Below are 21,440 nucleotides of genomic sequence, written 5' to 3'. Positions count from 1 at the left end.
ATGCGGGACGCCCGCGGCTCGTACGTTTCCGTACCCCGTCAGCTGCATCGGACCAAAGTCTATTTTCGGTTGCCCGCAACGAAGTTAGGATGCGCTTTGACTGTTCTGCCTTTTTTGCCCATGCATTTAGACGGCGGTGCTCCCAACGTGAAGGGTTGAGATCTAAACACTCAGCGTCCAACCCATCCGCAGGAACACCGCGACAATCCCAGCGATCACCCATCATCAGAACGACTATAATCAGTGTTCGGCCGAATGAGAGATCTGGAATGTTTTCCTCTTCAGACAAGAATCTGAGGGACGTTCGTCATGTGACCCAGCCGCTGGTTTCAGTGGTCATTCCCGCCTTCAATGCTGCCCGCTTCGTTGAACGTGCACTTCGATCTGCCGGGCGCCAGACCTACCGGAACCTGGAGATCATAGTCGTCAATGACGGCTCTACCGATGATACCGCAAAGGTGGTCGAGCAAGTGGCACTGGAAGATTCCCGGATTCGCCTGCTGTCTACGGCAAATCGCGGCGTTGCCGCTGCAAGGAACACCGGCATCCAGGCATCAACAGGTCGATTTTTGGCATTCCTTGACGCGGACGATCTCTGGCACCAGACAAAAATCGAAAAGCAGGTAAATGCTCTCGAGCGCTTATCCCCACAGTCGGCAGCCGTGTATGTGCTGCATTATATCATCAATCACGACGATGAGATCATTCGCTCCTGCCGGCCGGTTGTCGCCAGAGGATATATCTACGCCCGGCATCTGACTTTCAAATATGTTGGCAACGGAAGCGCGCTTCTTGTCCGTCGAGATGTCGCGCTCGAGATTGGCGGATTTGACAGCTCCTATGCTGCAGCAGGAATTGGCGGCTGCGAAGACCTCGATTTCGAACTCAGGCTGGCAGCGCGCTATCATGTCGAGGTCATCCCTGAACGCCTGGTGGGATACAGGCAGTATCCCGGCAACATGTCGTCCAATCACCTGCAAATGGGCCAAAGCGCTCTGGAAGTTGTCAGGCGTTCGCTGGCCGCAAATGCTCCGCTTCCAAAATACGCAGCGCGTAGCGCAACCAACGCAACTCAGAAATATGCATTTTGGGAATTCCGCCAAGCCAGGAACACATATCTGTCACTTGCAACCATTTTTTCGATATCACGAAGCGAGCCATATTTCGTGGTTCGACTTGTACTCGATAAATGCCTGCGCCTGATACAACGTTGTCTTCGTCTCGTGACCACAACAGCAAACGGTCAAGATCCGCCGCAAACGACTAGGCCGAAATTCGACCCGCAAATTATCCCTTCCCCTGTCGAACGGCCGGATGAGACCGCACAATTTCGACGACACCTGATGCGGCTGACGGAGGTGGATGCCAAGCTGAGCTCAATCTTTGAGCCTCTAGCGAACGGGTTCACTCCGATGGCTATAAACCACAAGCCCCGTCTCCGCAGCCGGACGCGAAAAGCAGACATTTGAGCCGGCATCCCAGCGGTGGTTTCGTGGAGGCCAGAGGGCGGCCGTTGCAAGCCGCCCGCAGCATACTTTCGGTTATTTCGCCATTGCGGCTCTAGCCGCCTCGATTTGCGCCTTGACGGCGTCGAGGTTGAAGCTCGCGCCTTTCTGCATCGGCGGGAATTCGATGGCGGTTTCCGCCAGCTTTCCGACCTCCTGCTGGACAAACACGAAGCGCCAGAATTCGAACATGAACCATTCGTTGAAATACCCCTGTGCGCCGTCCAGCGTTCCGTTTGCCGGCGTGCCCAGGCGTTCGAAGGGATCGAGGCGCAGGTTCGTGATCGAGGGCGCGTCGACATGCTCCTTGGCTCCGAGCCAGCCATTCGGCTGCTCGATAAAGCGATACTTGTAGTCATCGATGCGCACTGCGCCCAGCGTGCTTTCGCCAAAATAGAAGATCTCGTGGCGCTTCGACGGGCCTTTGCCAGTGAGCAGATCCAACTGGTTGTAGCCGTCGAGATGGTTCTTATAGGTCCGGTCTCCGATCTGCTTTCCCCTCAACAGTTCGTCCGTGATGTTCGGATTTCCGGCAGCGGCGACGAAAGTCGGCAGCCAGTCCAGTCCGGAGATCAGGCCGTTCTCCACAGTTCCGGCAGGAATCTGGCCGGGCCAGCGAATGAACGCCGGCACGCGGAAGCCGCCCTCATAGATCGTACCCTTCTGCCCCCGAAAGGGTGTGTTGCCGCCGTCCGGCCAGGTGAATGTCTCCGTGCCGTTGTCGGTGGTGAACAGGACGATGGTGTTGTCGTCGACGCCCAGATCCTTGAGTTTCTGCATCACCAGGCCGACGTCGTCGTCGAGTTGAGCCATGCCGGCTTCCTGGAGCGACCAGCCATTCGCCGCAGTCCGCAGCGCCTCATACTTGGGCGAAAGATGAGTGATGACGTGCATGCGCGTCGGATTGAGCCATAGGAAGAAAGGCTTGTTCTCCGCCTTGGCCTTCTCCACGAACTTCAAGGCCTGGTCGCGGATCTCGTCGTCCACCGTTTCCATCCGTTTCGGATAGAGCGTGCCGGCGTCTTCGATTCTCTGCTTGCCGACCTTCCCCCAGCGCGCGTCTACGGTCGCGTCGTCTGTTGTCGTTGCCCAGCTATGGATCATGTTGCGCGGCCCGACCTTGTCCAGCAAGTCCTGCGGGTAGTTGGGATGTGAGGGATCTTCCATCGCGTCGAGGTGATAGAGATATCCGAAGAACTCGTCGAACCCGTGAACCGTCGGCAGGAACTCATTGAGGTCGCCAAGGTGGTTCTTGCCGAACTGGCCGGTGGAATAACCCATGTCCTTGAGGGCTGTCGCCAACGTCACCGCTTCCGCCGGCAGGCCGGTCTTGGCACCTGCCTGCCCGACGGTGGTCATGCCGGTACGGATCGGAAGCTCGCCTGTGATGAAGTTCGCCCGGCCCGCCGTGCAACTCGCCTCGGCGTAATAGTCGGAGAACAGCATGCCCTCGGCGGCGATCTTGTCGAGGTTCGGCGTACGGCCGGCCATCAAGCCGCGGTGATAGGCGCCGATGTTCCACATGCCAATGTCGTCGCCCATGATGACGATGATGTTGGGCTTTTGCGCTTCTTGTGCCTGCGCCGGGACAAGCGCGCCCCAGAGAACGGCCGAAGCAGCCAATGCTCCGATGCCGCAGATGATCTTGCGATACATGTGACTCCTCCGTTGTGAATTCCGGCCGAACGATGATTCATCAGAACGCACGGCAGCAAAATTCAACGAGCGCCGCAGTCGCGTATTCACTCTGAATTCAATCGAAACAACTGGAGCAATTTCAGTTTCGGACGCCCTTCAATTGGGAACGGCGCCGCCCAAGCGTGAGGTCCCTCGGTTTGCGAAAGGAGGCTCACGGCGCGCAACCTACCAAACGGCGGCCCGCCGCGATATTGTACCTTGGGGCAGCCGTGGCCGTTCTGGAATTTCTTGAAAGGAAACAGACTCTCTTTCGGCTCTCTATTCGCGTGCCGATAGCAGGAAGGTTGGCGCTAGAGCAGGTCGACTACTTGACGCGTCATCAGGGAGGTTTTGACTGGAACTCAGCAACATTGCTAAAACCTCCCTGATGTCCTTTCAACAAGGATCAGGAGAATCTAAGCCGGATCGGGCCGAAGGAAAGTCGGACTTAAGTCCGGCTGGCGACGTCAGGAGACGCTGCTCATATGTCATGCGAAGTAAGGTGAAGGTCCGTGGAGGGGCGGATAGGAGGAGAATATGAAGTTCGGCCCCGACCACTCCAATCACGAAGAGCGCTGCTCGCAAGGCCACAGTTCGGCGTCGACCATCGCGACGATCGAAGCGGCGCTTTCCGCCGATCCGGATATCGACAGCAGTGCGATCGAGATCAGGATGCTCGGTCCTGTCGTCCTGCTCGAAGGCTATATAAGCAACGCCGCAGACCGCGAGAAAGCCATCTCGCTTGCTGCGATGATCGTCGGCGAAGAGAACGTCCAGGACCGGATGCTGAGCCGTTTTCCCCCGCAGTAGACAACCGAATCCTGCCGATAGGACGAAGGTCTGAGCAAACCCCGGCATGAAGTCCCACGTCAGGAACACTTCCTCCATCTTTCGGTTTGGCTGCGCAGCGAAACCAACCGCATCCAAGGAGGAAAACAGATGAATACCAAACTAGTAGGAATCGCCGCCGGCATCCTGTTGGCATCGACGTCAGCCTTTGCGCAGTCGTCGACGGTCACGGGCGCAGCAGGCGGCGCTGCAGCGGGTGCAGCCGTTGGTGGCCCGGTCGGTGCTGCTGTCGGCGGCATCGCCGGCGGCGTGGCAGGCAGCGCCATCGAACCGCCGCCGCAGAAGGTGGTGACCTATGTTCAGCAGGCTCCCGCCCCGACCAAGCGCGTCGTGGTCAAGGAGAAGGTCGTCGTCGGACAACCTCTGCCGGAGACCGTGGTCGTCACGCCAGTTCCCGATGACCCCAAATATGCATACGCGATCGTCAATGATGAGCGTGTGATCGTCGAACCTTCCTCCCGGAAGGTCATCCAGGTCATTCAGTGACCTTCGGGCGGCTTCGGCCGCCCTTACGATAATCAGGGCATGCATGCAAACGCATGAGAATGCGGGACGGAATCGCGCGCCCGAAACCTCGGAGATTGATCATGAAAAGCAACCATCTCACCATGCTCCTGGCGGCGCTGTCACTCAGTGTCTCTCCACTTGCTACATTGCCCGCCGCAGCCCAACAGAACACAAAGAGCGGCGGCCAGGCCCAATCCGGTTCACAGACCGGTACGGATGCCGGTTCGCAGTCCGGCTCCAAGACCACCGGCACCGACTGCACCCCCGACGCGTCGGGAGCCTGCCCACAAGGCAAGGACCAGTCATCGCAGCAGAAATCCGGCCAGGGCTCGGACATGAAAAAGAGCGCCGGGCAGCCTTCGAACGATAATTCTTCGACGAGCGGAACTGCCTCCGGCAAGTCTTCGACAGAAGCCAAACCCGGATCGCAAGACGCCGGCGGCGCCACCACGACCGAACAGAAGCCCGCCGCCAAGTCCGGCAGCACCGATACAAGCGGCTCAGCCACCTCAGGCACGAACAGCAGCACGCAAAATGCCAAGCCTGCGGAGGGCTCCGGCAACGCCGCCACCACGAAGCAGCCGACCGACCAGAACTCTTCGACGACGAACAAGAGCTCTTCCGAAACCAACGTCAACAACAACACCACGACGAACAATCAGACGTCCAAGACCAACGTCAACATTTCCGTCGAACAGCAGACTGAAATTCGAACAGCGGTGAAGGAGGTCCATGTTGCGCCGGTGAAGGAAGTGAATTTCACGGTCTCCGTCGGAACGAAGATCCCGAAGAAGGTTCGTCTCGAACCACTGCCGCCACGCATCGTGAAGATCGTTCCGCAGTATGAAGGCTACCGCTACTTCATCCTTGCGGATGGCCGGATCATCATCGTCGATCCCGATACTCTTGAGATTGTCTACATCATCGAGGCCTAGAGCCGTTCAGCTTTTCATCGAAAAGCAGAACCGCTCAACCTCTTGTCTCGCCGCAATTCCGGACGGAAAACCGCTTCGCACTTTTCCTGGAATTGCTTTAGCAGGCATGTCCCGGCGGCGCCTTGCGCGCCGCCGGAATTCCCGGGGGGAACAATCAGGCGGCGGATGGCGTGCCGCCGGTCTCCGCCCTGCATGTCATGGATTGATCTACGCACATCAGAAGATGCGCCGGCGACAGAGTTTGTTTTCAATCTGCTGTTCGGCGACGACGCTCGCCACAACCTCGTCGGCGCCGTTCGGATAAGTAGCGCGGCCCGTGTTCGAGGCACCGCTCAGCAAACCGCTGGAACGGCGAGCTCATCTCCTCGCACTGGGCCACGCCTGCCAACGCCAGAGAGACCGATTGATTTCGGTGGCTTTCGATTACTTTAGCGTCGACCCAAATGTGTTAGGCATTTTCGTTTCCGGCTCGCTCGCAGCGGGAAGTTCGGACGCATATTCCGATATAGACCTTCGAGTTGTTGTGCGCCATGAACGCCATAGCTGGTTCGTTGAGCATCGGCGGGAGTTACCGCAGCAATGGCCGGGCTTTTTGTTTAACGAGTGGATGCCCGGCACTGGGCACTGCGTTTCACATTTCCAACCCTTCAACAAGCTCGATGTCTTCTATCTCGATACTGAGAAGCTCACGCCTTCACCTTGGTATCGGCTCCCCATGATTATCCTTTACGATCCTGAAAAAATCGTCACTGGCCTCGTTGATCGCTCCAAAGAGCTGAACTTCGCCCTAACGACAGACGAGATCGATATCTCTATCAGCAAGGGGCTCGCGGCGGCGCACGAGACATACAGGCGAGCCAAGCGCGGCGAACTCTTTTACTCTCAAACCCTGCTGGACGAATTGCGCCAACACATAATGCAGTCTGATGATTGGCTCAATGACCGAACCCCGGAGATAACCGTCCTCGCTAGGTTCGACCGACGGTCCACTCCAGATGTGCAGCAAGCCCTTACGGATTCTTACTGCGAATACGATGCGGACATGATTCTCAGCGCACTCAACCGATTATTGGTCATCTATCGCGCCCAAGTCGTGGGTCTGCATCAGCAATTCAAACTGAACCGTCCCGTCGAGAATGATCTGGCCGCAATTGATGTTTGCGGCGGATGATTGCGTCTCGAGTGTCGTCGACTTTCCCGTCATGGCTCAGCTCTCGCCACTAGTAAAAGCATGTTGGTCGCGCGCGAGGCAATGCTTAGCAGTTGGGAGAGAACGGTGACTGCGATCCCGCGCCTGCATCTACGAAAACGACATAGCAAGCAATGAAGGCGGCCGGTTTGCGAGGCCGCCTCCTGTTTGATCAGGCCGTCCGCCTGACCATTCTCGCCACAGCGATGAGGATACAGGCTCCGATGAAGCCCGCGATGAGATAACCCAGCCATCCGCCAAGGACGACGCCGAAGAGCGACAGGATAAAGTTGGCGACGATGGCGCCGACAATACCCAGAATGATATTCATCAGCACGCCCATGTTGCTCTTCATGAGCAATTCGGCGAGCCAGCCGGCAATGCCGCCGATGACGATTGCGGCGATCCAGCCGATACCTGCACTTTCCATAGCAATTCCCCCTTGTGAATGATGAGCGGCCGGCGCGGGCAATCAGATCTCGCAGATCCAAGTTAAACCGATTGCCAAGCGACAAGACTGTAAATCTTTGCCGCGCCAGTTGGTTCCATAAGCACCCCAAAGCGCTCGCGTGCCCCTCCTCGATCTGCTTCAGGTCATTTGTCGGCTGCCGGCCAATCGTTCGCAGGCTCCTCTATGACGGCAACATCGTCGTCGGCAGGGTCGGGGTCGCGCTCAAGGGCTGCTCGCAGATTGCCGATCTCCTTGATGATCGCATCGAAGACGTCCTGCTGCCTGGCCCCGGCCACAACGCAGTCGTCGACGAGATGCTCCAGCTTGGCGCGAAGCCCGACCTTCCAATTATTTTTGCTCATGACCTTTTCCTCCTCTGATCGATCCACACGGAGCATGGTCGCTCACATGTTCCTCCGCCTTTGATGGCGGGCGGCGGTTTCCGCGCGCAGGAGACAGCGATCGATTTGCTTCCCTGGCTGACGGTCGATCCTCGCCAAATCCTGTTGGGATGAGATCGCGGCGGGTAAGGTGCTCGCCTGGCATTTCGTTGCCTGCACCGAGAAATCGGAAAAACCGGTGCGTATACCATCTCCGTCACGTCCGATTGGCGCGCCGCGACCTCGGCGGATTAACCGATAGCCGCAGCAACGGTTCCGCCCGGCCTGGACTCTTTTGCCGGCATCGCAAAACCGTCTATTCTGCGAAGTTGCAAAAGTTGGGAAAACAAGTGTCGCTTCAATCGGGAACTTCGGCTTCCCGAACCTTTAGAATACGGTCGATAAGACCCCATTCCAATGCTTCTTCCGCCGTCATGAAGCGGTCGCGATCCATCCCGCGCTCGAAGTCTTCATAGGAGCGTCCGCAATGCTCCGCGTAGAGCCGCGTCATGCGCTGCTTGGTCTTCAGAATTTCTTCGGCATGAATCAGCATGTCGGAAGCCTGCCCTTGGAAGCCACCGGATGGCTGGTGAATGAGGATACTGGCATTGGGCAAAGCAGCTCTTCCGCCGGCCTCGCCTGCCATCAGCAGGAACGATCCCATGGAACGGGCTGTCCCCATGCAAAGCGTATGAACCGGCGCGCGGATAAAGCGCATGGTGTCGTACATGGCGAGGCCGCTGGTCACGGCGCCGCCCGGAGAATTGATGTAGAGATTGATCGGCTTGTTTGGGTTCTCGGCCTCGAGGAACAGTAACTGGGCGCAGACCAGAGCGGAAACGGTATCGTTGACCTCGCCATTGAGGAAGATGATGCGTTCGCGCAGAAGGCGGGAGTAAATGTCAAAGGACCGCTCCCCTCTGCTGGATTGTTCTATGACCATAGGGACGAGTTGCATCGCTTCGCGCATCGGCGAACTCCAATCTTCCAGAAATCAAAGGGGAGAGCTTGCCGCGTCAGGCGGCGAGCATGAGGGCCGGAGCGTTGCTGTTCGCGGCCGTTTTCGCCATCCGGTCAAGCCTCGTGTCGGTAAGCTCGTGGATAATACGCAGGCGGGTGCCGCCGGTCGCGTTCGGGACGATCGTGAACGTCACCGTGCTTTCAAGGAAAGGTGGAGCGTCGTCGCGCAGGCTGTAACGGACTTCCTCGCCAGGTGTGATCGTGGCTGGGGTGGGATCGGCTAAAGCGTCTTTCGGCAACCAGTTTTCCCGAAATTCCGGAATGCTGATTGCCCGCCAGACCTTTTGCGGCGGTTCATCCAGATCGAACTCCAGTTCTATGCCGCCTTTCTGCTCCTTGGCCTTTTGATCGTTCATTGGTCCATATCCTTCAGCAAGACCTTGAGAGCTTCGATGCGGGCAGGCCAGTAGGCGCGATATTTCGCCAACCACTGTGCGATGAGAGCCAGCCCCTCCGGATCGACTTCGTAATTCACGAAACGCCCCTGCCGTTCTTCCCTCACGAGCTTTGCGCTCCGCAAAACCGAGAGGTGTTGCGACATTGCCGGCTGGCTGATCTCCATGCCCTCACGCAGGGCGCTGGCGTTCATGCCGCCCGCCGCCAGCTTCTCGAAGATCGCGCGGCGGGTCGGGTCAGCCAAGGCTCGGAAAATGTCATTCTCGATCATGCACACACATAAGCACACACTTATGCGATTCGCAAGTCTGTTTCTCGATGGCTTTTCCGTTGTCCCCCGTCCCTTCGCTCGACTTTCGCCCTTTGGCAGATCACAAATGCTCCGCCAGCAGGCCTGCCGCCAAGGCATGGAAAGCCTCGACCGCCTTTGGCATCACGCTCTCTGGGTCTTCGCTGGCGGCGATCCAGAGGGCGGCATTGAGAGCCGCGCCGCTCAGCAATCGGGCGGCCGCCTCCGGGTCGAGCGGCTTGAGCATGCCTTGAGCGATCAGGCGCGCAACGGTGCTCCTGGTCACCTGCAGGCAATTATTCTGGCTCGGCCACTGCGAGGGATCGCCCAGCACCGCAGGTCCGTCGAGCAGAACGATGCGCTGGACTTCCGGGTTCAGCGCCATCTCGATATAGGCCGCACCCTCGGCGAGCAGGCCGTGCCAATCGCTGCCTGCGCGCGCCCCGATCTCTTGCGCGCGCACCGCCATCTCCGTGTCGATCTGATCGACCACCGCCGCCAGCAGCCCGCGTTTGTCTCCGAAATTGTGGTAGAGCGCGCCGCGTGTCAGCCCGACGTCGGCCGTCAACTCATCCATCGATGCTGCGGCGTAGCCCTTTTCCGCAAAAGCCTTTCGCGCCGCCGCGATCAATTTGACGCGGTTTTCCTGCATCGTTTCGCTGCGTTTCCTAGCCATTCCATCCCTCAGTTTCATATACGAAGCGTATATGGACTTGGCATACGATGCGCATCTCATACATTTCACATACGATCCGTATATCAAATTGGGCGTGAGATGTGAAGCGATACGTCGCGCTCAACGGTCGTTGTCAACAATGAAGAGAGATCAGAATGACCCATCGCGAAGCAATCTTTCCGGCCGACAGGCACGCTCTTTACGAAAAGCACGGCTATTCCGCCGCGATCCGATCCGGTGATCTGCTGTTTGTGTCCGGACAGGTCGGCAGCCGTTCGGACGGGACTCCCGAACCCGATTTCGAAAGCCAGGTCCGGCTTGCCTTCGAAAACCTGAAGGCGACGCTGAGTGCCGCCGGCGCAACGCTGGATGATATCGTCGACGTCACCAGTTTCCACACCGATCCCGAAAACCAGTTCGGAACGATCATGGCGGTCAAGCAGGAGATGTTCAGCAAGCCGCCCTACCCGAATTGGACCGCCATCGGCGTCAACTGGCTTGCCGGCTTCGACTTCGAGATCAAGGTCATCGCCCGTATTCCGTGAAGTCACTGACATCGGCGGGGCCGCATCCGTCGCCGCACGAAGCGCCCGGCAGAAGAGCGGCCCCGCCCTGCCACCTCCTGACCATTTAACAGTATCACAACTTTAGATTTAAAGATCCGATCTCACTCTCAGAAGCTTCCTGGAGGCGTGGCATGGATCACCGGATGTCCCTTCCATTGTTGTCTGCTTGCATTGGCCCGGCACGATAGAGAATAGTCCGACAGGCCGCCTGCCTTGCCATATATATAGAAAAATCAAGCACATATTCTCCGGGAACAAAGATCGCCTCTGCGTGTTTTGACCGCAAGGATCTTCATCTGATCCGCAAAGTGGAGGAACCACGTATGAAGAAGATCGCCTTTGCGGCGACCATTCTCTGCGCGTCTACAGTTGCAGCCCTTGCCCAGACAACACCGGCTCCACCTGCGGATGGAGATATATCTGCGGTTGTAATCCCAGACACCAAAAATCCGACTGCGCCCGTTGAGGGCGCCAACAGCCTTACCGAAGCTCAGGCGAAGGATCGTATTGCGGAAGCGGGTTACACCGAAGTCAAGAATCTCAAGCTCGACGACAATGGGATCTGGATGGCCTGCGGCATGAAGGACGGGAAAGCCGTCTCCGCCCTCGATTATCGAGGCAACATCGTCGCCAGGTAGCCCAAGGAGAAGCATCATGAGAACTGTAACCGGAGTTTTCGACGACTATTCGGACGCTCGCTCCGCCGTCACCAAATTGGAAGCGGCAGGTATTCCCTCGAACGACATCAGTATCGTCTCCAACAAGGCTGGCCGGGTCCATCGCTCCGGCGTTGCTGAGGATGCAGCGATCGGCGCCGGCATCGGCGCTGCCGTCGGTGGCGCCGGCGGCCTGCTCACCGGACTGGCCCTGATGGCCATTCCTGGTGTCGGAGCGGCGGTTGCCGCAGGCTGGCTCGCCGTGACTGCGGCCGGGGCTGTCGCCGGCGCCGTCACTGGCGGTGCGGTTGGTGGCCTGATCGGCGCCCTCACCGACTCGGGTGTTTCGCAAGACGATGCCCACCTCTATGCCGAAGGTGTCCGCCGTGGCGGCAGCCTGGTCACGGCCAAGGTCGACGACGCCCGCGCCTCCGAGGCGCAGGCCATCCTCCAGGGTTCGAACCGGGTCGACCCGGTCGGCGCCGGCGTGCCTATAACGAGCAGGGATGGACCCGGTTCGACGACGCGCCCGATCGCTACTCCCCCGAGCAGATCGCGCAAGAGCGCGACCGGTATCGGCGGACAGCCGTTTAATCGGCCTTGAGTTCAACCCTCCTTGCGCCTCGCGAGGAGAGTTGGCTGTCGGCCAGAGCACGCGAAACCGTCCCTATGCCGGCCCAAGGGAAGCTCTTGCGATGGAGTTTGCGGACGTTTGCCGCCGCCCTCGAGATTTGAGCAGGTTTGCGAAGATTTCAGATTTTCGAAGGGCCAAAAGAGCGTGCCGCCAAGGCCGAGGGTTTCGCCCGTGCTGAGCTGGCAGCTACCGCGGCCGGAGAGCCACTATATCGCGCCTGCTGGTACCAACCCGTCAAGAAATTCTTCGACGAGCGTGGCGGGGCTCCGGTTCCTATCCTGCTTATGAGCAAGACGTTCTGATCTTCAGATTTGGCGGCCGCAGCGCCGATGTTCTTATTGTGTTCAGGTGCGCGATACTCTATTCCTTTTCAAGATGGCTGACGTCATGGCAGCATGGACGGCGGTTGCGGCCCCTCAGCTAGGCCGACAATTCCAACGCTGCGGATCAAGAGCAACCGGGTTGGATGATTTCGGGGCCGGTGTTCTTCAGGCTGTCAACGCCCGTTCCGGTCGGCCACATGGTCATAAGCTCCGCCGGGTATGGCTTCATCAGGTCGGATGGATTTGGATCAGGAGATAGCCAGCGCTCATAATCCTTTTGACGGAGGATGACGGGCATTCGCTTACTGATGTTCGCCATCAACTCATTCGACGGGCAGGTGATGACAGCGAAGGTGCGGATATCGATGCCAGCCGGGTGACGCCAGACCTCCCAAATGCCGGCAAGAGCGAACAGAACGTCGGTCTTCATCGCGACAGCATAAGGTTGTTTGTCCCGGCCGCTGGCGTACTTCCACTCAAAGAAGCCATTGACTGGGATCAGGCAGCGGCGCGACCGATAGGCAGGTCCGGAAAGTCCATGCGTGGCAATGTTTTCGCAGCGAATATTGATCAATGGGAGACGCCGGTCGCTCGGTTTCATCAATGCGGGCACCAGGCCCCATACCGCCATTGCAAAGACCGGCGCCATGATATCCGTCTCCGGCCCTGCGTCTTGGATGATGATCGCGTAGACCAGCCGCGGCGCGCCGTTATATCGAGGGATGCGGTCAACCAGGCCGTCAAGGTCGCCTTGTCCGGCGAAAGCGAACCTACGCGCAAGCTCGTGAAGCGATTCCTTGATATAAACGCGACTACACATTCGACCATGCCATTGGGAACTACTTATTTAGATGTAATCCTGCCTCGGCAGGTCAAGGCAACAGAACCGTTCCCGTGCGGAACCGAACAATCGATACCCAATCCGGGGCAATTGCTTTTTAAGACGTTGCTGATGAAGTGGGAGGATCCGCCCCGTAATATTCCCTGTAATTCCGGAACCTGGTGTCAAACAACATCCGGCTTACAGGGCAGTCGCAAGCAGCTGGCGGCGCTCGCCGGCACGGAATGCTCGCTATGCTTCCGCTCCATGGTCCTCTTTTTGTGAATGGACCGGACCGGGCGCGAAGCGGTCGTCTACCTCGAGATCGCTAAACGACAGCTACGGACTGAAGGCGATCTAAACCCGGCTCGAGTCCTTGCGCGCCGCAAGGAGGGTTGTCCGTCGGCCAGAGGACGCTAGACGTGCGGACGTTTGCCGCCTCCCTCACCGCGTTGAATTGCCGGTTTCTTCGCTGACGCCGACCCGGTGACGATACACCATTTCCCAGCCTTTCCAGCCGTTGAACAGCAGCAGCGCAACGGCGATCAAAGACAGCGCCAGCCCGGTCGGCACGATGAAATCAGGGCCCTGTACGACCCGACGCCAAAGGCTGACGGCCTCGATCAGAACGAGGACGATGTTGCCGATCATGTGAAACCACGCAGCCCGCAAGCTGCGGATGCGGCTATCGCCGAAGAAGTCGGTCAATCCGGCGAGTGCCGCCAGTGCTGCCATGACGAGGCCGGCCGCCAGCATCCAGTTCGACGCCGCCGGCCAGAACGGGTCGCCGGACTGGCTGTGAAGGATATCGGTGACAAGCGTTCCGACGAAGAAGGCCACCGGGAACGGGATCAACATGGGATGGATCGGATGGCCGGCGATGCTCAACGTGCTTTTCGGGTTCATGTGCTCGCTCCGACGTGCTCAGCTTATGCGCTGTGAAAACAAACGGCGGCATGTTCGGTTCCCGGCTCGTCGGGGATGAAGGCAATTTCGAGCAGGTTTGCGAAGGCTTCAGGTTTTCCAGGGCTTATCGTTCATGACAACGACTTTGAGATCACGACTGAACCGCGATCGGGATCACGGCTGGCCGCGATCGGGATCACGGCTGGCCGCGATCGGGATCACGGCTGGCCGCGATCGGGATCACCGACCCACGGGCCTGACGTCCTTCTGCTTGATCGTGTCAATGCCGGAGGCAGCTTCTGGGCTACCGCGCGACGATGGCATGCGGTCTGCCGGGGCGCGCGACCGGACGAACCATCTCAGATTCGGCCCATCGATCAGCCGCTGGTACGCCTGCTCGGGGGACCCCATAGCAGCCGCCGGCGATCTCGATCGGCTTGTCGCGATCCAGGATGCGGACGTTGCCGCAGGGTCTTGGTGGGAGAGCGATCGCAATCTACAATCGATTATTGCCGACCGATTCAGCCAAGAGTCTGTAGGGCAGCTTTGCGGCATGTCACCTGCAAATGCTCTGGATCACTTATGTCGAGCTGGTCCCATGGTACCAATATCTTGCTGCCAGGTCCTGCCGCCCCCAGGGCGGTCAGAACGGCGCGGCCAATGGCCAGGGCGGACAGCCGTTCAAAAAGGCCGTAAGCACCGAGGTGATACTCGATGACATAAAAATTCTCACCGCGTGCTTCTGCCCTGACCTCTTCCACACGCCCGACAGGCTTGCCGTCAAGGTCGTAGACCTGTTTGCCCAGAAGCAACTCGAGCTGGACCTCTTTCATGATTGCCCTCCCGGTATCCGGTTGATCACGTGCTGCTCCAGCCATTCCTGGCATCGCCCCAACGGCGTCACGCGTCGATCCACGTCCACTTCGATGTCGACACCCACGTCTCTCACTTTTGCCCATGGCACACGAAAAATCTCGGCCGCGCCCTCTGCGCCTGCGGCCCTGCGAATCCAAAGCATCCAGCGATGGGGCCGGCGGCCCAGCCGCCGCGACAGCGTCAAACTGCCCATTTCAATGAACGCGACCTCGGGCGCGTTCCCATCAGACAGGTACAGGACGATCCCGTCTGCCTTACCGATACGATTTTGCTCTTTGTCAACCATTTGCTTGTCAAGAACGTCGCGGATCAGAAGCATATCATCCTCCGAATATTTGCAACGGAATGGTTATGAGAGCGACGATAAACGAGAGGCCGATGATGACCAGCACGGCAGTGTTACTGATCCATCCATTGCCATGATCGCCGACATAATTCCGATCGTTCATCAAAAACAAAAACGGAACCACGCCAAAGGGCAAGGCCAAGGCCGTGATCGCCATCGAAAAAATAGTGAGTTGGAGAGGATCGACCCCAATCGCGATCGGCATGAAGGCAACTGCGATGAAACCTGTATAGACGAGCGAGAAGGCCGGGTTGGTCCTCGGCTTGGCGTCTTCCGACCAGTTCCAGCCGAAACCCTGGGCAACCAGATAGGCCTGACCAAGGCTAGCTTCCAGCGCGGCGCCCAAGCAGGTGATGCCAAGCGAGGCTGCAAACAGGTAAAAACCCCATTTGCCCAAAGCCGGAGTCAAGACCGGCGCAATTTGGTCATACCCTTCGATGTCGGTGATGCCGCGCGGCGGGTAGGCGAGTGCCGCCACGATCAAGATTGCGGCTGCGATGACGGCGCCAAAGCTCATGCCGAGCGTCGAGATTACGCGATTGGCGCCAAAGAAGCTCTTGTCCCATTTTTCTTCGATTGCGCCTGACGAGTAGAACAGGAACAGGAACGGAGCGATGACGGCACCGAGAATGCTGACGGCAATGAATCCATAGTGCAGCGGCTGTTTGTCCGGCAGCGTCGGCACCAGACCTTTGGCCACCTCCAGCCAGGGCGGATCCATGACGAATACCCCGACCACGAAGCACAGCGCTACCAGGCCCAGTATAGCGACGCCGTCCTCGATCATGCCGAACGTGCCCTTCCAGAGCAGAAGCCACACGATGAAGGCGACAGGCAAGGCCCACCACTGATAGTCCACGCCACTGACGAACTGCAATGCCAGGGTAACGCCGCCGATCTCCGACGCCAGGACGAGAAGATTGACGATCGAAACGATCAGCAGCGTGAGCAGAAAATAGTTCGATCCAAATCGCTCTCTCATTCCATCCGCAACGGTGTGGTGGCTGGCGATGGCAAATCGCCCGGACATTTCGATCAGGAAAATGAGGCAGACTGTACCAATGGCAATGGCCCAAAGCAGGCTGAATCCATATGCTGCGCCGGCCTGGGCCGAGGTCGCAATCTGACCGGTTTCGATAAACCCTCCGACGCTGGTTACGATTCCAAGTGATATCTGAAGCAGCTTTTTCATCCGCCCGCTCCAAGGGTCGAACGCTGTTCGGCCTGATAGCGGTGGAGCTCGGCGATGTGCTGGTGCCCCTGTTCAAGGCGGCCATGGCCAATCTCGTCATGCGCCGCAGAGATCAATCCATTCAGCATGACGACGGCAGCTCTGGCGTGGGCGGTTCGCGCCGTTTGCGGCAGCTGTGATGCGATATCGGAGATCTCCGTCTGGCATTTCTCGACTGCGAGATCGGTGAAACCTTCTGGAACATTTTTAGCGATGCGGGCATCGAGGATCATTTCGGCGCTGGCACTCCAGGAGAGGATCTGCTGCATTTGCTTATCGAACCGCTCATTCTCGTTCGTGCAGGAGACGAGGGACAGCGATAGAAACGCCGATAAAGCTATTTTCCAAAATGGAGGAAACCTGCCTCGCCGCTTATGCCGCGAAAGTTGTGACATCGAAGCTTTTGCAACGTCGGTAGAGCTGCTCCGCAACAAACACAGGATCAAAATGCATCTCCTCACTGCAAACAAGGCAATGTCATAAAAATTCGATCATCAACTAACCCGCTATCGATCGTCTAAGTTCCAAATTTGTGCGCAAGCGCAGGGGGCACCTTTGGGTGGGGCCGCCGAGCAGATGCTGCGGAGGTTGCCGAACTAAGCGGTCGTGAGAACGCGTACATCTCCCTTGCGACCCACGACGTCTACGACGACCTGTCGGCCGGATCGGCGAATGGCGACGTCAGCGGATCCGGAGCCAACCATAAGATGCCGCAGGGTGATCTCATCCAGGAATGCCGGCAGGCGCGGCTGGTTGAAGCTGATCTGTGAGGCGTTCGGGTCGAAATCCAGGCCGAGGCACGATTGCAGCAACGACAAAGGCGCTGACGCGGCCCAGGCCTGCGGCGAGCACGCCACGGGATAGAAGGTCGGTCCGTGCGACCGCCGCTGGGCAAAACCGCAGAACAGCTCGGGAAGCCCGCGTAGATCGATATAGGTCGAGGCTGCGAACAGACCTTCAAAGATCTGCGCTGCTGCTGCCTTGAAGCCGTAGCGCGCAAGCCCCATGGCGATCAGACTATTGTCGTGCGGCCAGATCGAGCCGTTGTGGTAGCTCATCGGGTTGTAGCGCGCCTCGGTGGCGGGAATAGTGCGAATGCCCCAGCCGCAGAAGGACGAGGCGTTCATCAAGGTGCGAACCACCTGTTCGGCTCTTTCGGGGTAGGCAATGCCGGTCATGAGAGCATGGCCGGCATTCGAAGAGCGAACCCGGCAGGCTCGCTTGTCTCCGTCCAGCGCCAGCACGAACGTACCGAGTTCCTCGTCGAAGAAACGGAGGTCGAAAGCACGCCGCAGCGCTTCTGCCTTCGCCAGCAATTTCGCCGCGCGCTCGGGCCGGTGGAGCCGGCGGAATATCTCCGCGCCCGCTTGCCACGCGCCATAGACATAGGCCTGTACCTCGGCAATCGCGATCGGTCCCTTGGCGAGTGTCCCGTCCGCATGAAAGACCGAATCGTGGCTGTCCTTCCAGGCTTGGTTGATCAGGCCCTCCAAGGTCTGGCGCCCGTATTCGACGAAGCCATCATCGTCGCGGTCGCCATATTCGTCGATCCAGGTCAGCGCCGCCTCGATATGCGGCAGAAGCTGATGAAGGGTGGCCGTGTCACCGGTGCGGTCCAGGTAACTCCCCGCCAGCATGATAAACAGCGGGGTCGAATCGACGCTGCCGTAGTAACGGCGGAACGGAACTTCCCCCAACTCGGCCATTTCACCGAAGCGAACCTCATGGAGGATCTTGCCGGGTTCGGCATCCGAAGCGGGATTGATCTCGGTCGCCTGGTTGGCGGCGAGATGGCGAAGCACCCCCTTTGCAATGGCGGGATCCAGCCAGAGCGTCTGCAGCGCGGTGATGATCGCATCGCGGCCGAACACCGTGCTGAACCACGGCGTCCCGGCATAAGGGTACGGCCCTTCAGGCGTGTCGGTGATCAACATGTAAAGGTCGGACACGCTTCGCCGCGCAAGCTGGTTGAAGATCTGGTTGGAACTCGAGACCGATGCCGTCCTTGCCATCGAAGACCGCAATGCCCGTCGAGCATCGCGCATGGCCAGGAAAAAGCCGTTGACGCGGCGATCCTTGTCCGAACGGTCGCAGTCGATCTCGATGAAGATCGAGCGACTGCCGCGCGCGCTCAAGTGGAGGTCGTAGACCGCCAGATCCGGTGCGAGTTCATCGGGAGCCGGATCGAACGAGACGCGGGTTGTCCGTGTTTTTCCATCGAGGCCGATATAGGACAGAAGGACGCTTCCATCTTCGATGACGGCCGGCAGGCTACGGCCTCTTTTTGCCCGCACGGTGCCTCGCACTTCAAAGAGGTCGGCAAAGTCCGAAAAGAATTGCAGCTTCATCCGCAGGTGATGATCGCTGTCGTCATAGTTCGTCACTGCCAGGCGCTCATAACAACGCCCCGCCCATAGAAAGCGTGTCCTTCGAATATGGATGAGATCATGCTCGAGACGCAGCTTTCCATCTTTGCCAAGGAAGTCCGGGTTTGTGAGATCGCAGGTGAGCGTGGCGTTGTCGTCGCGCAATGTCGACGACAGCAGCATCGGACGCCTATCCTCGAGCGTCAGGTAGAGATGCGAAAGATATCGCGTGTCGCGGTGATAGAGCCCGTCGGGACTTCCTGGCCCGCAAAGAGCATCGCCATTGTGGTCGAAAACCGCAAATGTATCGCCATGCTTCAGTGTCCGTGGTTGCCGTTCCTGCAGCGACGCGGCAGCGGGAATGAAGAACTGCGCTATCGGCGCCACTTGCTTCGTTGCGGCGGGATTTGGATTGCCGCCTGCCGATGTCGTCATTGTCGCCTCCGGTTTTTATGCCACAACCTGGCCAATGGATATCTCAGGGTTCGGGCGCCGGCGGTGCGCGGCTTTTGCGCAAAATCCGTGCAGCTGGCCGTAGACCGCGAGATAGTCTCTTGCCATACGTCCCGCAGTAAAGCGTCGCTCGAAGTTCGCCCGCACCTTGCGTCGATCAAGCTGCAGTGCCCATTCGACGTTCTCGACAGCTTCGGCAACGGTATCGACCAAAATTCCCGAGATCCCGTCGTCGATCACCTCCGGGACCGAGCCGCAGCGGAAGGCCAGAACCGGTGTGCCGCAGGCCATCGCCTCGATCATCACAAGCCCGAAGGGCTCAGGCCAGTCGATCGGGAAAAGCAACGCGCCGGCATTGCCCAGGAAGTCCGCCTTCTGATGATCGTTGATCTCGCCGATGAACTCAACGTTCGGATGGCTCATCACCATCGGCTGAATTGCCGTTTCCCAATAATGTTTGTCGGCATTGTCGATCTTGGCGGCGATCTTCAGCGGCATGCCGACCTTGGCGGCGATTTCAATCGCCCGGTCAGGCCGCTTCTCCGGAGCGATCCGTCCGAGGAACGCGAGGTAACCGCCCGCCGGCTTTTCCGTGAAAGACAGGAGGCTAGCGGGCAGGCCGTGATAGACCGTCCCCAACCAGTTGACCGGCGGCATTGGGTGGCGTTGGTCATTGGAGACCGATACCAGGGGAATATCCGGAAACGCCTTGTAGAAAGGCCAGAGATCAGGCAGGTCGAGCCGCCCATGCAGCGTCGTGACGGTGCGGTCGGCAAAATGTCGGATCAGCGGGAAATGCAGCAGATCGACGTGGAAATGCAGGACATCGAATTCGTGCGCGCGCCTGCGGATTTCCTCAAGCATAAGGATCTGATGCGGCAGGTGGTCCTTGATGGCGGGATTTAGCCTCAGGGCAACGTTCGAGCACGGCACGAGGCGGGCATCGGTAACGGAATCACCGCTGGCAAACAGCGTCACATCGTGGCCTTGGGCCACCAGCTCTTCGGTAAGATACGAAACAATCCGCTCGGTTCCCCCGTACAATTTCGGCGGAACACTTTCTGCAAGCGGGGCAATCTGAGCGATCTTCATCGGCAAAATCTCCTCAGGTGAGCAGAGAGTCGACCGCAAAAATCGGGGCCGCATACTAAAAGGCATGCGGCAGTTGAATCCTAAATTTGCAACGGCTGCTTCCTGCGTCCTCCTTTCCAGTAGGCCTTCCCAGTCCCATCAGGACTTCATTTTGCCGAACTCAGCGAGCGTGTTTTGGTTCCGGCGCAATGGCTCGCTAGCTGGTCTTCTTCCGCAACAGCGCGTCGCTTTCGCAGGCAGCCGCCGACGTCGTCTTCGAAGTGTGGTCATTGCGAACGCAGGGAGCCCGGTCGAACCGCTCGGCAATTGCGGATGGCTCCAGGGCGTTGAACGCCTACCAGGACATCTACTTTCAACCGGACGGATGAGCTGGGCGACGCGCGCCCCTCGGGCCTCCCTGGGCCGCGTGGCTATCACCTTCGGTACTAGATCTCTGAGACATTTCGATCGCTGACCCGCCGCAGGTGCGGGGGCACGTCTTCTATGTCTGCGAGCTTGCCATGCGTTCTGAGAAAGCGACTGAAATTCGCCGCGACGACCGACGCGGGAAGTTGACGGTTGGCGGCTTTCTGGCAGGCGTCCAACATCACCTCATAGGTGACATCGCGTTTCTCCTCCGGCCATTCGTCAAGAAAATCAAAAAGATCGTCAAGCCCGGCGATCTCTTGCACGAAGTACTTCCGTTGCGCGTAAATCGGGTGTTCAAAAGTATCAAGTGCCATCGTTTACCTCCTTTCATGGCGTGAGTGCCGCTGATTTAGGCAACGGAATTCCGCTCTTCAAGATCGCGGTTTGGCTGAGATCGTCACCGGGGATGGCTTTCGTGCTGGCATCGATGATGTGCTACGCGAACTGTGGCAAGTCGTCGTGTATATCGTACCACTCGGCCTTCGAGGCGACGAAGTAATGCGCGGTCGGCGGCGCTGGCAGCGGCGTATCGAGCGTCCCCAGCCGCAAGCGCACGACATCCGGCACCGCATCGCGGCGACTGATGATGGGCGAACCGCAGTTGGAACAGAAGAGGCGATGAACGCCTGGCGAAGAATCGAATGCCTTCAGCGCCGGCTCGCCCTCAATGATGACGAAGTCACTGGTCGCGACGGGCGCATTGCTCGCGAATGCGGTAGCGGTCGCCTTGCGACAACGCGAACAATGGCAATAGATCGCCGCACCTAGCTCGCCGCGAACTTCGTATTTCACTGTGCCACAGAGACAGCTGCCTTTATGCATAAGAGCTCCCGTCATCCGCCATCATGGCGTGAATTGGTCTGAGGACTTCATGATGTCTCCTTATCGC

24 protein-coding genes and 2 pseudogenes are annotated in these 21,440 nt (G+C 58.7%); 8 read left to right on the top strand and 18 right to left on the bottom strand.

What is annotated here, in order from left to right; translation table 11 throughout:
- Positions 1 to 269: 269 nt before the first annotated feature.
- Entirely contained in the window at positions 270 to 1,469 is a 1,200-nt protein-coding gene (locus ACIPSK_RS19095) for a glycosyltransferase family 2 protein (RefSeq protein WP_162118184.1), read from the top strand.
- 72 nt (positions 1,470 to 1,541) lie between these two features.
- Here the strand turns inward: ACIPSK_RS19095 and ACIPSK_RS19090 are convergent, their stop codons facing one another.
- The gene (locus ACIPSK_RS19090; protein WP_162118185.1) at positions 1,542 to 3,161 is read right to left on the bottom strand and encodes an arylsulfatase; all 1,620 of its coding nucleotides are present in this window, start codon (positions 3,159 to 3,161) and stop codon (positions 1,542 to 1,544) included.
- A 558-nt stretch (positions 3,162 to 3,719) separates the two neighbouring features.
- Between ACIPSK_RS19090 and ACIPSK_RS19085 the strand changes: the two genes are divergently transcribed.
- From ACIPSK_RS19085 to ACIPSK_RS19070, 4 genes are all read left to right on the top strand, one after another.
- Positions 3,720 to 3,992: a BON domain-containing protein gene (locus ACIPSK_RS19085; protein ID WP_162118186.1), complete on the top strand. Its 273-nt coding sequence runs from the start codon at positions 3,720 to 3,722 to the stop codon at positions 3,990 to 3,992.
- Positions 3,993 to 4,121: 129 nt separating this feature from the next.
- The gene (locus tag ACIPSK_RS19080; protein ID WP_017963291.1) at positions 4,122 to 4,517 is read left to right on the top strand and encodes a DUF1236 domain-containing protein; all 396 of its coding nucleotides are present in this window, start codon (positions 4,122 to 4,124) and stop codon (positions 4,515 to 4,517) included.
- 101 nt (positions 4,518 to 4,618) lie between these two features.
- Positions 4,619 to 5,473, top strand: a complete 855-nt coding sequence (locus tag ACIPSK_RS19075; protein ID WP_162118187.1) for a DUF1236 domain-containing protein — start codon at positions 4,619 to 4,621, stop codon at positions 5,471 to 5,473.
- A 316-nt stretch (positions 5,474 to 5,789) separates the two neighbouring features.
- Positions 5,790 to 6,644, top strand: coding sequence for a hypothetical protein (locus tag ACIPSK_RS19070; protein ID WP_348642932.1), 855 nt, complete (start codon positions 5,790 to 5,792; stop codon positions 6,642 to 6,644).
- 190 nt (positions 6,645 to 6,834) lie between these two features.
- Here the strand turns inward: ACIPSK_RS19070 and ACIPSK_RS19065 are convergent, their stop codons facing one another.
- From ACIPSK_RS19065 to ACIPSK_RS19040, 6 genes are all read right to left on the bottom strand, one after another.
- Positions 6,835 to 7,092, bottom strand: coding sequence for a GlsB/YeaQ/YmgE family stress response membrane protein (locus tag ACIPSK_RS19065; protein WP_017963287.1), 258 nt, complete (start codon positions 7,090 to 7,092; stop codon positions 6,835 to 6,837).
- Between the two features lie 164 nt (positions 7,093 to 7,256).
- On the bottom strand, positions 7,257 to 7,475 hold the full coding sequence (locus tag ACIPSK_RS19060) for a hypothetical protein (RefSeq protein WP_162118188.1): 219 nt from the start codon (positions 7,473 to 7,475) through the stop codon (positions 7,257 to 7,259).
- Positions 7,476 to 7,851: 376 nt separating this feature from the next.
- The gene (locus ACIPSK_RS19055; RefSeq protein ID WP_162118189.1) at positions 7,852 to 8,463 is read right to left on the bottom strand and encodes an ATP-dependent Clp protease proteolytic subunit; all 612 of its coding nucleotides are present in this window, start codon (positions 8,461 to 8,463) and stop codon (positions 7,852 to 7,854) included.
- A gap of 46 nt (positions 8,464 to 8,509) precedes the next feature.
- Complete coding sequence (locus tag ACIPSK_RS19050) at positions 8,510 to 8,869, bottom strand: SRPBCC family protein (RefSeq protein WP_162118190.1); 360 nt, start codon at positions 8,867 to 8,869, stop codon at positions 8,510 to 8,512.
- The gene (locus ACIPSK_RS19045) at positions 8,866 to 9,180 is read right to left on the bottom strand and encodes an ArsR/SmtB family transcription factor (protein WP_003546150.1); all 315 of its coding nucleotides are present in this window, start codon (positions 9,178 to 9,180) and stop codon (positions 8,866 to 8,868) included. Before ACIPSK_RS19045 ends, ACIPSK_RS19050 begins: the two co-directional genes overlap by 4 nt.
- A 100-nt stretch (positions 9,181 to 9,280) precedes the next feature.
- Entirely contained in the window at positions 9,281 to 9,874 is a 594-nt protein-coding gene (locus tag ACIPSK_RS19040; protein WP_162118191.1) for a TetR/AcrR family transcriptional regulator, read from the bottom strand.
- Between the two features lie 155 nt (positions 9,875 to 10,029).
- On the opposite strand from ACIPSK_RS19040, the gene ACIPSK_RS19035 reads away from it, so the two are divergent.
- The 3 genes and pseudogenes from ACIPSK_RS19035 (at position 10,030) to ACIPSK_RS19025 (ending at position 11,690) form a co-directional block, all read left to right on the top strand.
- Positions 10,030 to 10,419, top strand: a complete 390-nt coding sequence (locus ACIPSK_RS19035) for a RidA family protein (protein ID WP_162118192.1) — start codon at positions 10,030 to 10,032, stop codon at positions 10,417 to 10,419.
- A 344-nt stretch (positions 10,420 to 10,763) separates the two neighbouring features.
- Positions 10,764 to 11,078 (top strand): PepSY domain-containing protein, encoded by a 315-nt coding sequence (locus ACIPSK_RS19030; RefSeq protein WP_162118193.1) that lies wholly within the window; start codon positions 10,764 to 10,766, stop codon positions 11,076 to 11,078.
- Positions 11,079 to 11,094: 16 nt separating this feature from the next.
- Positions 11,095 to 11,690, top strand: a pseudogene (locus ACIPSK_RS19025) (general stress protein).
- Positions 11,691 to 12,177: 487 nt separating this feature from the next.
- On the opposite strand, the gene ACIPSK_RS19020 reads toward ACIPSK_RS19025, so the two are convergent.
- From ACIPSK_RS19020 to ACIPSK_RS18970, 11 genes and pseudogenes are all read right to left on the bottom strand, one after another.
- Positions 12,178 to 12,873 (bottom strand): SOS response-associated peptidase, encoded by a 696-nt coding sequence (locus ACIPSK_RS19020; protein ID WP_017963273.1) that lies wholly within the window; start codon positions 12,871 to 12,873, stop codon positions 12,178 to 12,180.
- Positions 12,874 to 13,317: 444 nt separating this feature from the next.
- The gene (locus ACIPSK_RS19015) at positions 13,318 to 13,779 is read right to left on the bottom strand and encodes a DUF2231 domain-containing protein (protein WP_162118194.1); all 462 of its coding nucleotides are present in this window, start codon (positions 13,777 to 13,779) and stop codon (positions 13,318 to 13,320) included.
- Positions 13,780 to 14,019: 240 nt separating this feature from the next.
- Positions 14,020 to 14,245: pseudogene (locus ACIPSK_RS19010) on the bottom strand (hypothetical protein); the annotation flags it as partial.
- Positions 14,246 to 14,300: 55 nt separating this feature from the next.
- Positions 14,301 to 14,612, bottom strand: coding sequence for a PRC-barrel domain-containing protein (locus ACIPSK_RS19005; protein WP_162118195.1), 312 nt, complete (start codon positions 14,610 to 14,612; stop codon positions 14,301 to 14,303).
- Complete coding sequence (locus tag ACIPSK_RS19000) at positions 14,609 to 14,974, bottom strand: hypothetical protein (RefSeq protein WP_162118196.1); 366 nt, start codon at positions 14,972 to 14,974, stop codon at positions 14,609 to 14,611. The genes ACIPSK_RS19005 and ACIPSK_RS19000 overlap by 4 nt, the downstream gene beginning before the upstream one ends.
- 1 nt (position 14,975) lies before the next feature.
- Positions 14,976 to 16,193, bottom strand: coding sequence for an Nramp family divalent metal transporter (locus tag ACIPSK_RS18995; protein ID WP_162118197.1), 1,218 nt, complete (start codon positions 16,191 to 16,193; stop codon positions 14,976 to 14,978).
- Positions 16,190 to 16,678 carry a hypothetical protein gene (locus tag ACIPSK_RS18990; protein WP_162118198.1) on the bottom strand — a complete coding sequence of 163 codons (489 nt, stop codon included), beginning with the start codon at positions 16,676 to 16,678 and terminating at the stop codon, positions 16,190 to 16,192. Before ACIPSK_RS18990 ends, ACIPSK_RS18995 begins: the two co-directional genes overlap by 4 nt.
- Positions 16,679 to 16,828: 150 nt before the next feature.
- Positions 16,829 to 19,033, bottom strand: coding sequence for an amylo-alpha-1,6-glucosidase (locus tag ACIPSK_RS18985; RefSeq protein WP_162118199.1), 2,205 nt, complete (start codon positions 19,031 to 19,033; stop codon positions 16,829 to 16,831).
- Between the two features lie 15 nt (positions 19,034 to 19,048).
- Positions 19,049 to 20,143, bottom strand: a complete 1,095-nt coding sequence (locus tag ACIPSK_RS18980; protein ID WP_162118200.1) for a glycosyltransferase family 4 protein — start codon at positions 20,141 to 20,143, stop codon at positions 19,049 to 19,051.
- A 425-nt stretch (positions 20,144 to 20,568) separates the two neighbouring features.
- Positions 20,569 to 20,865 carry a DUF982 domain-containing protein gene (locus tag ACIPSK_RS18975; protein WP_017963265.1) on the bottom strand — a complete coding sequence of 99 codons (297 nt, stop codon included), beginning with the start codon at positions 20,863 to 20,865 and terminating at the stop codon, positions 20,569 to 20,571.
- A gap of 121 nt (positions 20,866 to 20,986) precedes the next feature.
- The gene (locus tag ACIPSK_RS18970; protein ID WP_246709835.1) at positions 20,987 to 21,373 is read right to left on the bottom strand and encodes a GFA family protein; all 387 of its coding nucleotides are present in this window, start codon (positions 21,371 to 21,373) and stop codon (positions 20,987 to 20,989) included.
- Between the last annotated feature and the right edge of the window lie 67 nt (positions 21,374 to 21,440).

Source organism: Rhizobium sp. LARHSG275 (genome assembly GCF_052871115.1).
This window is presented reverse-complemented; position numbering and strand designations above follow the sequence as displayed.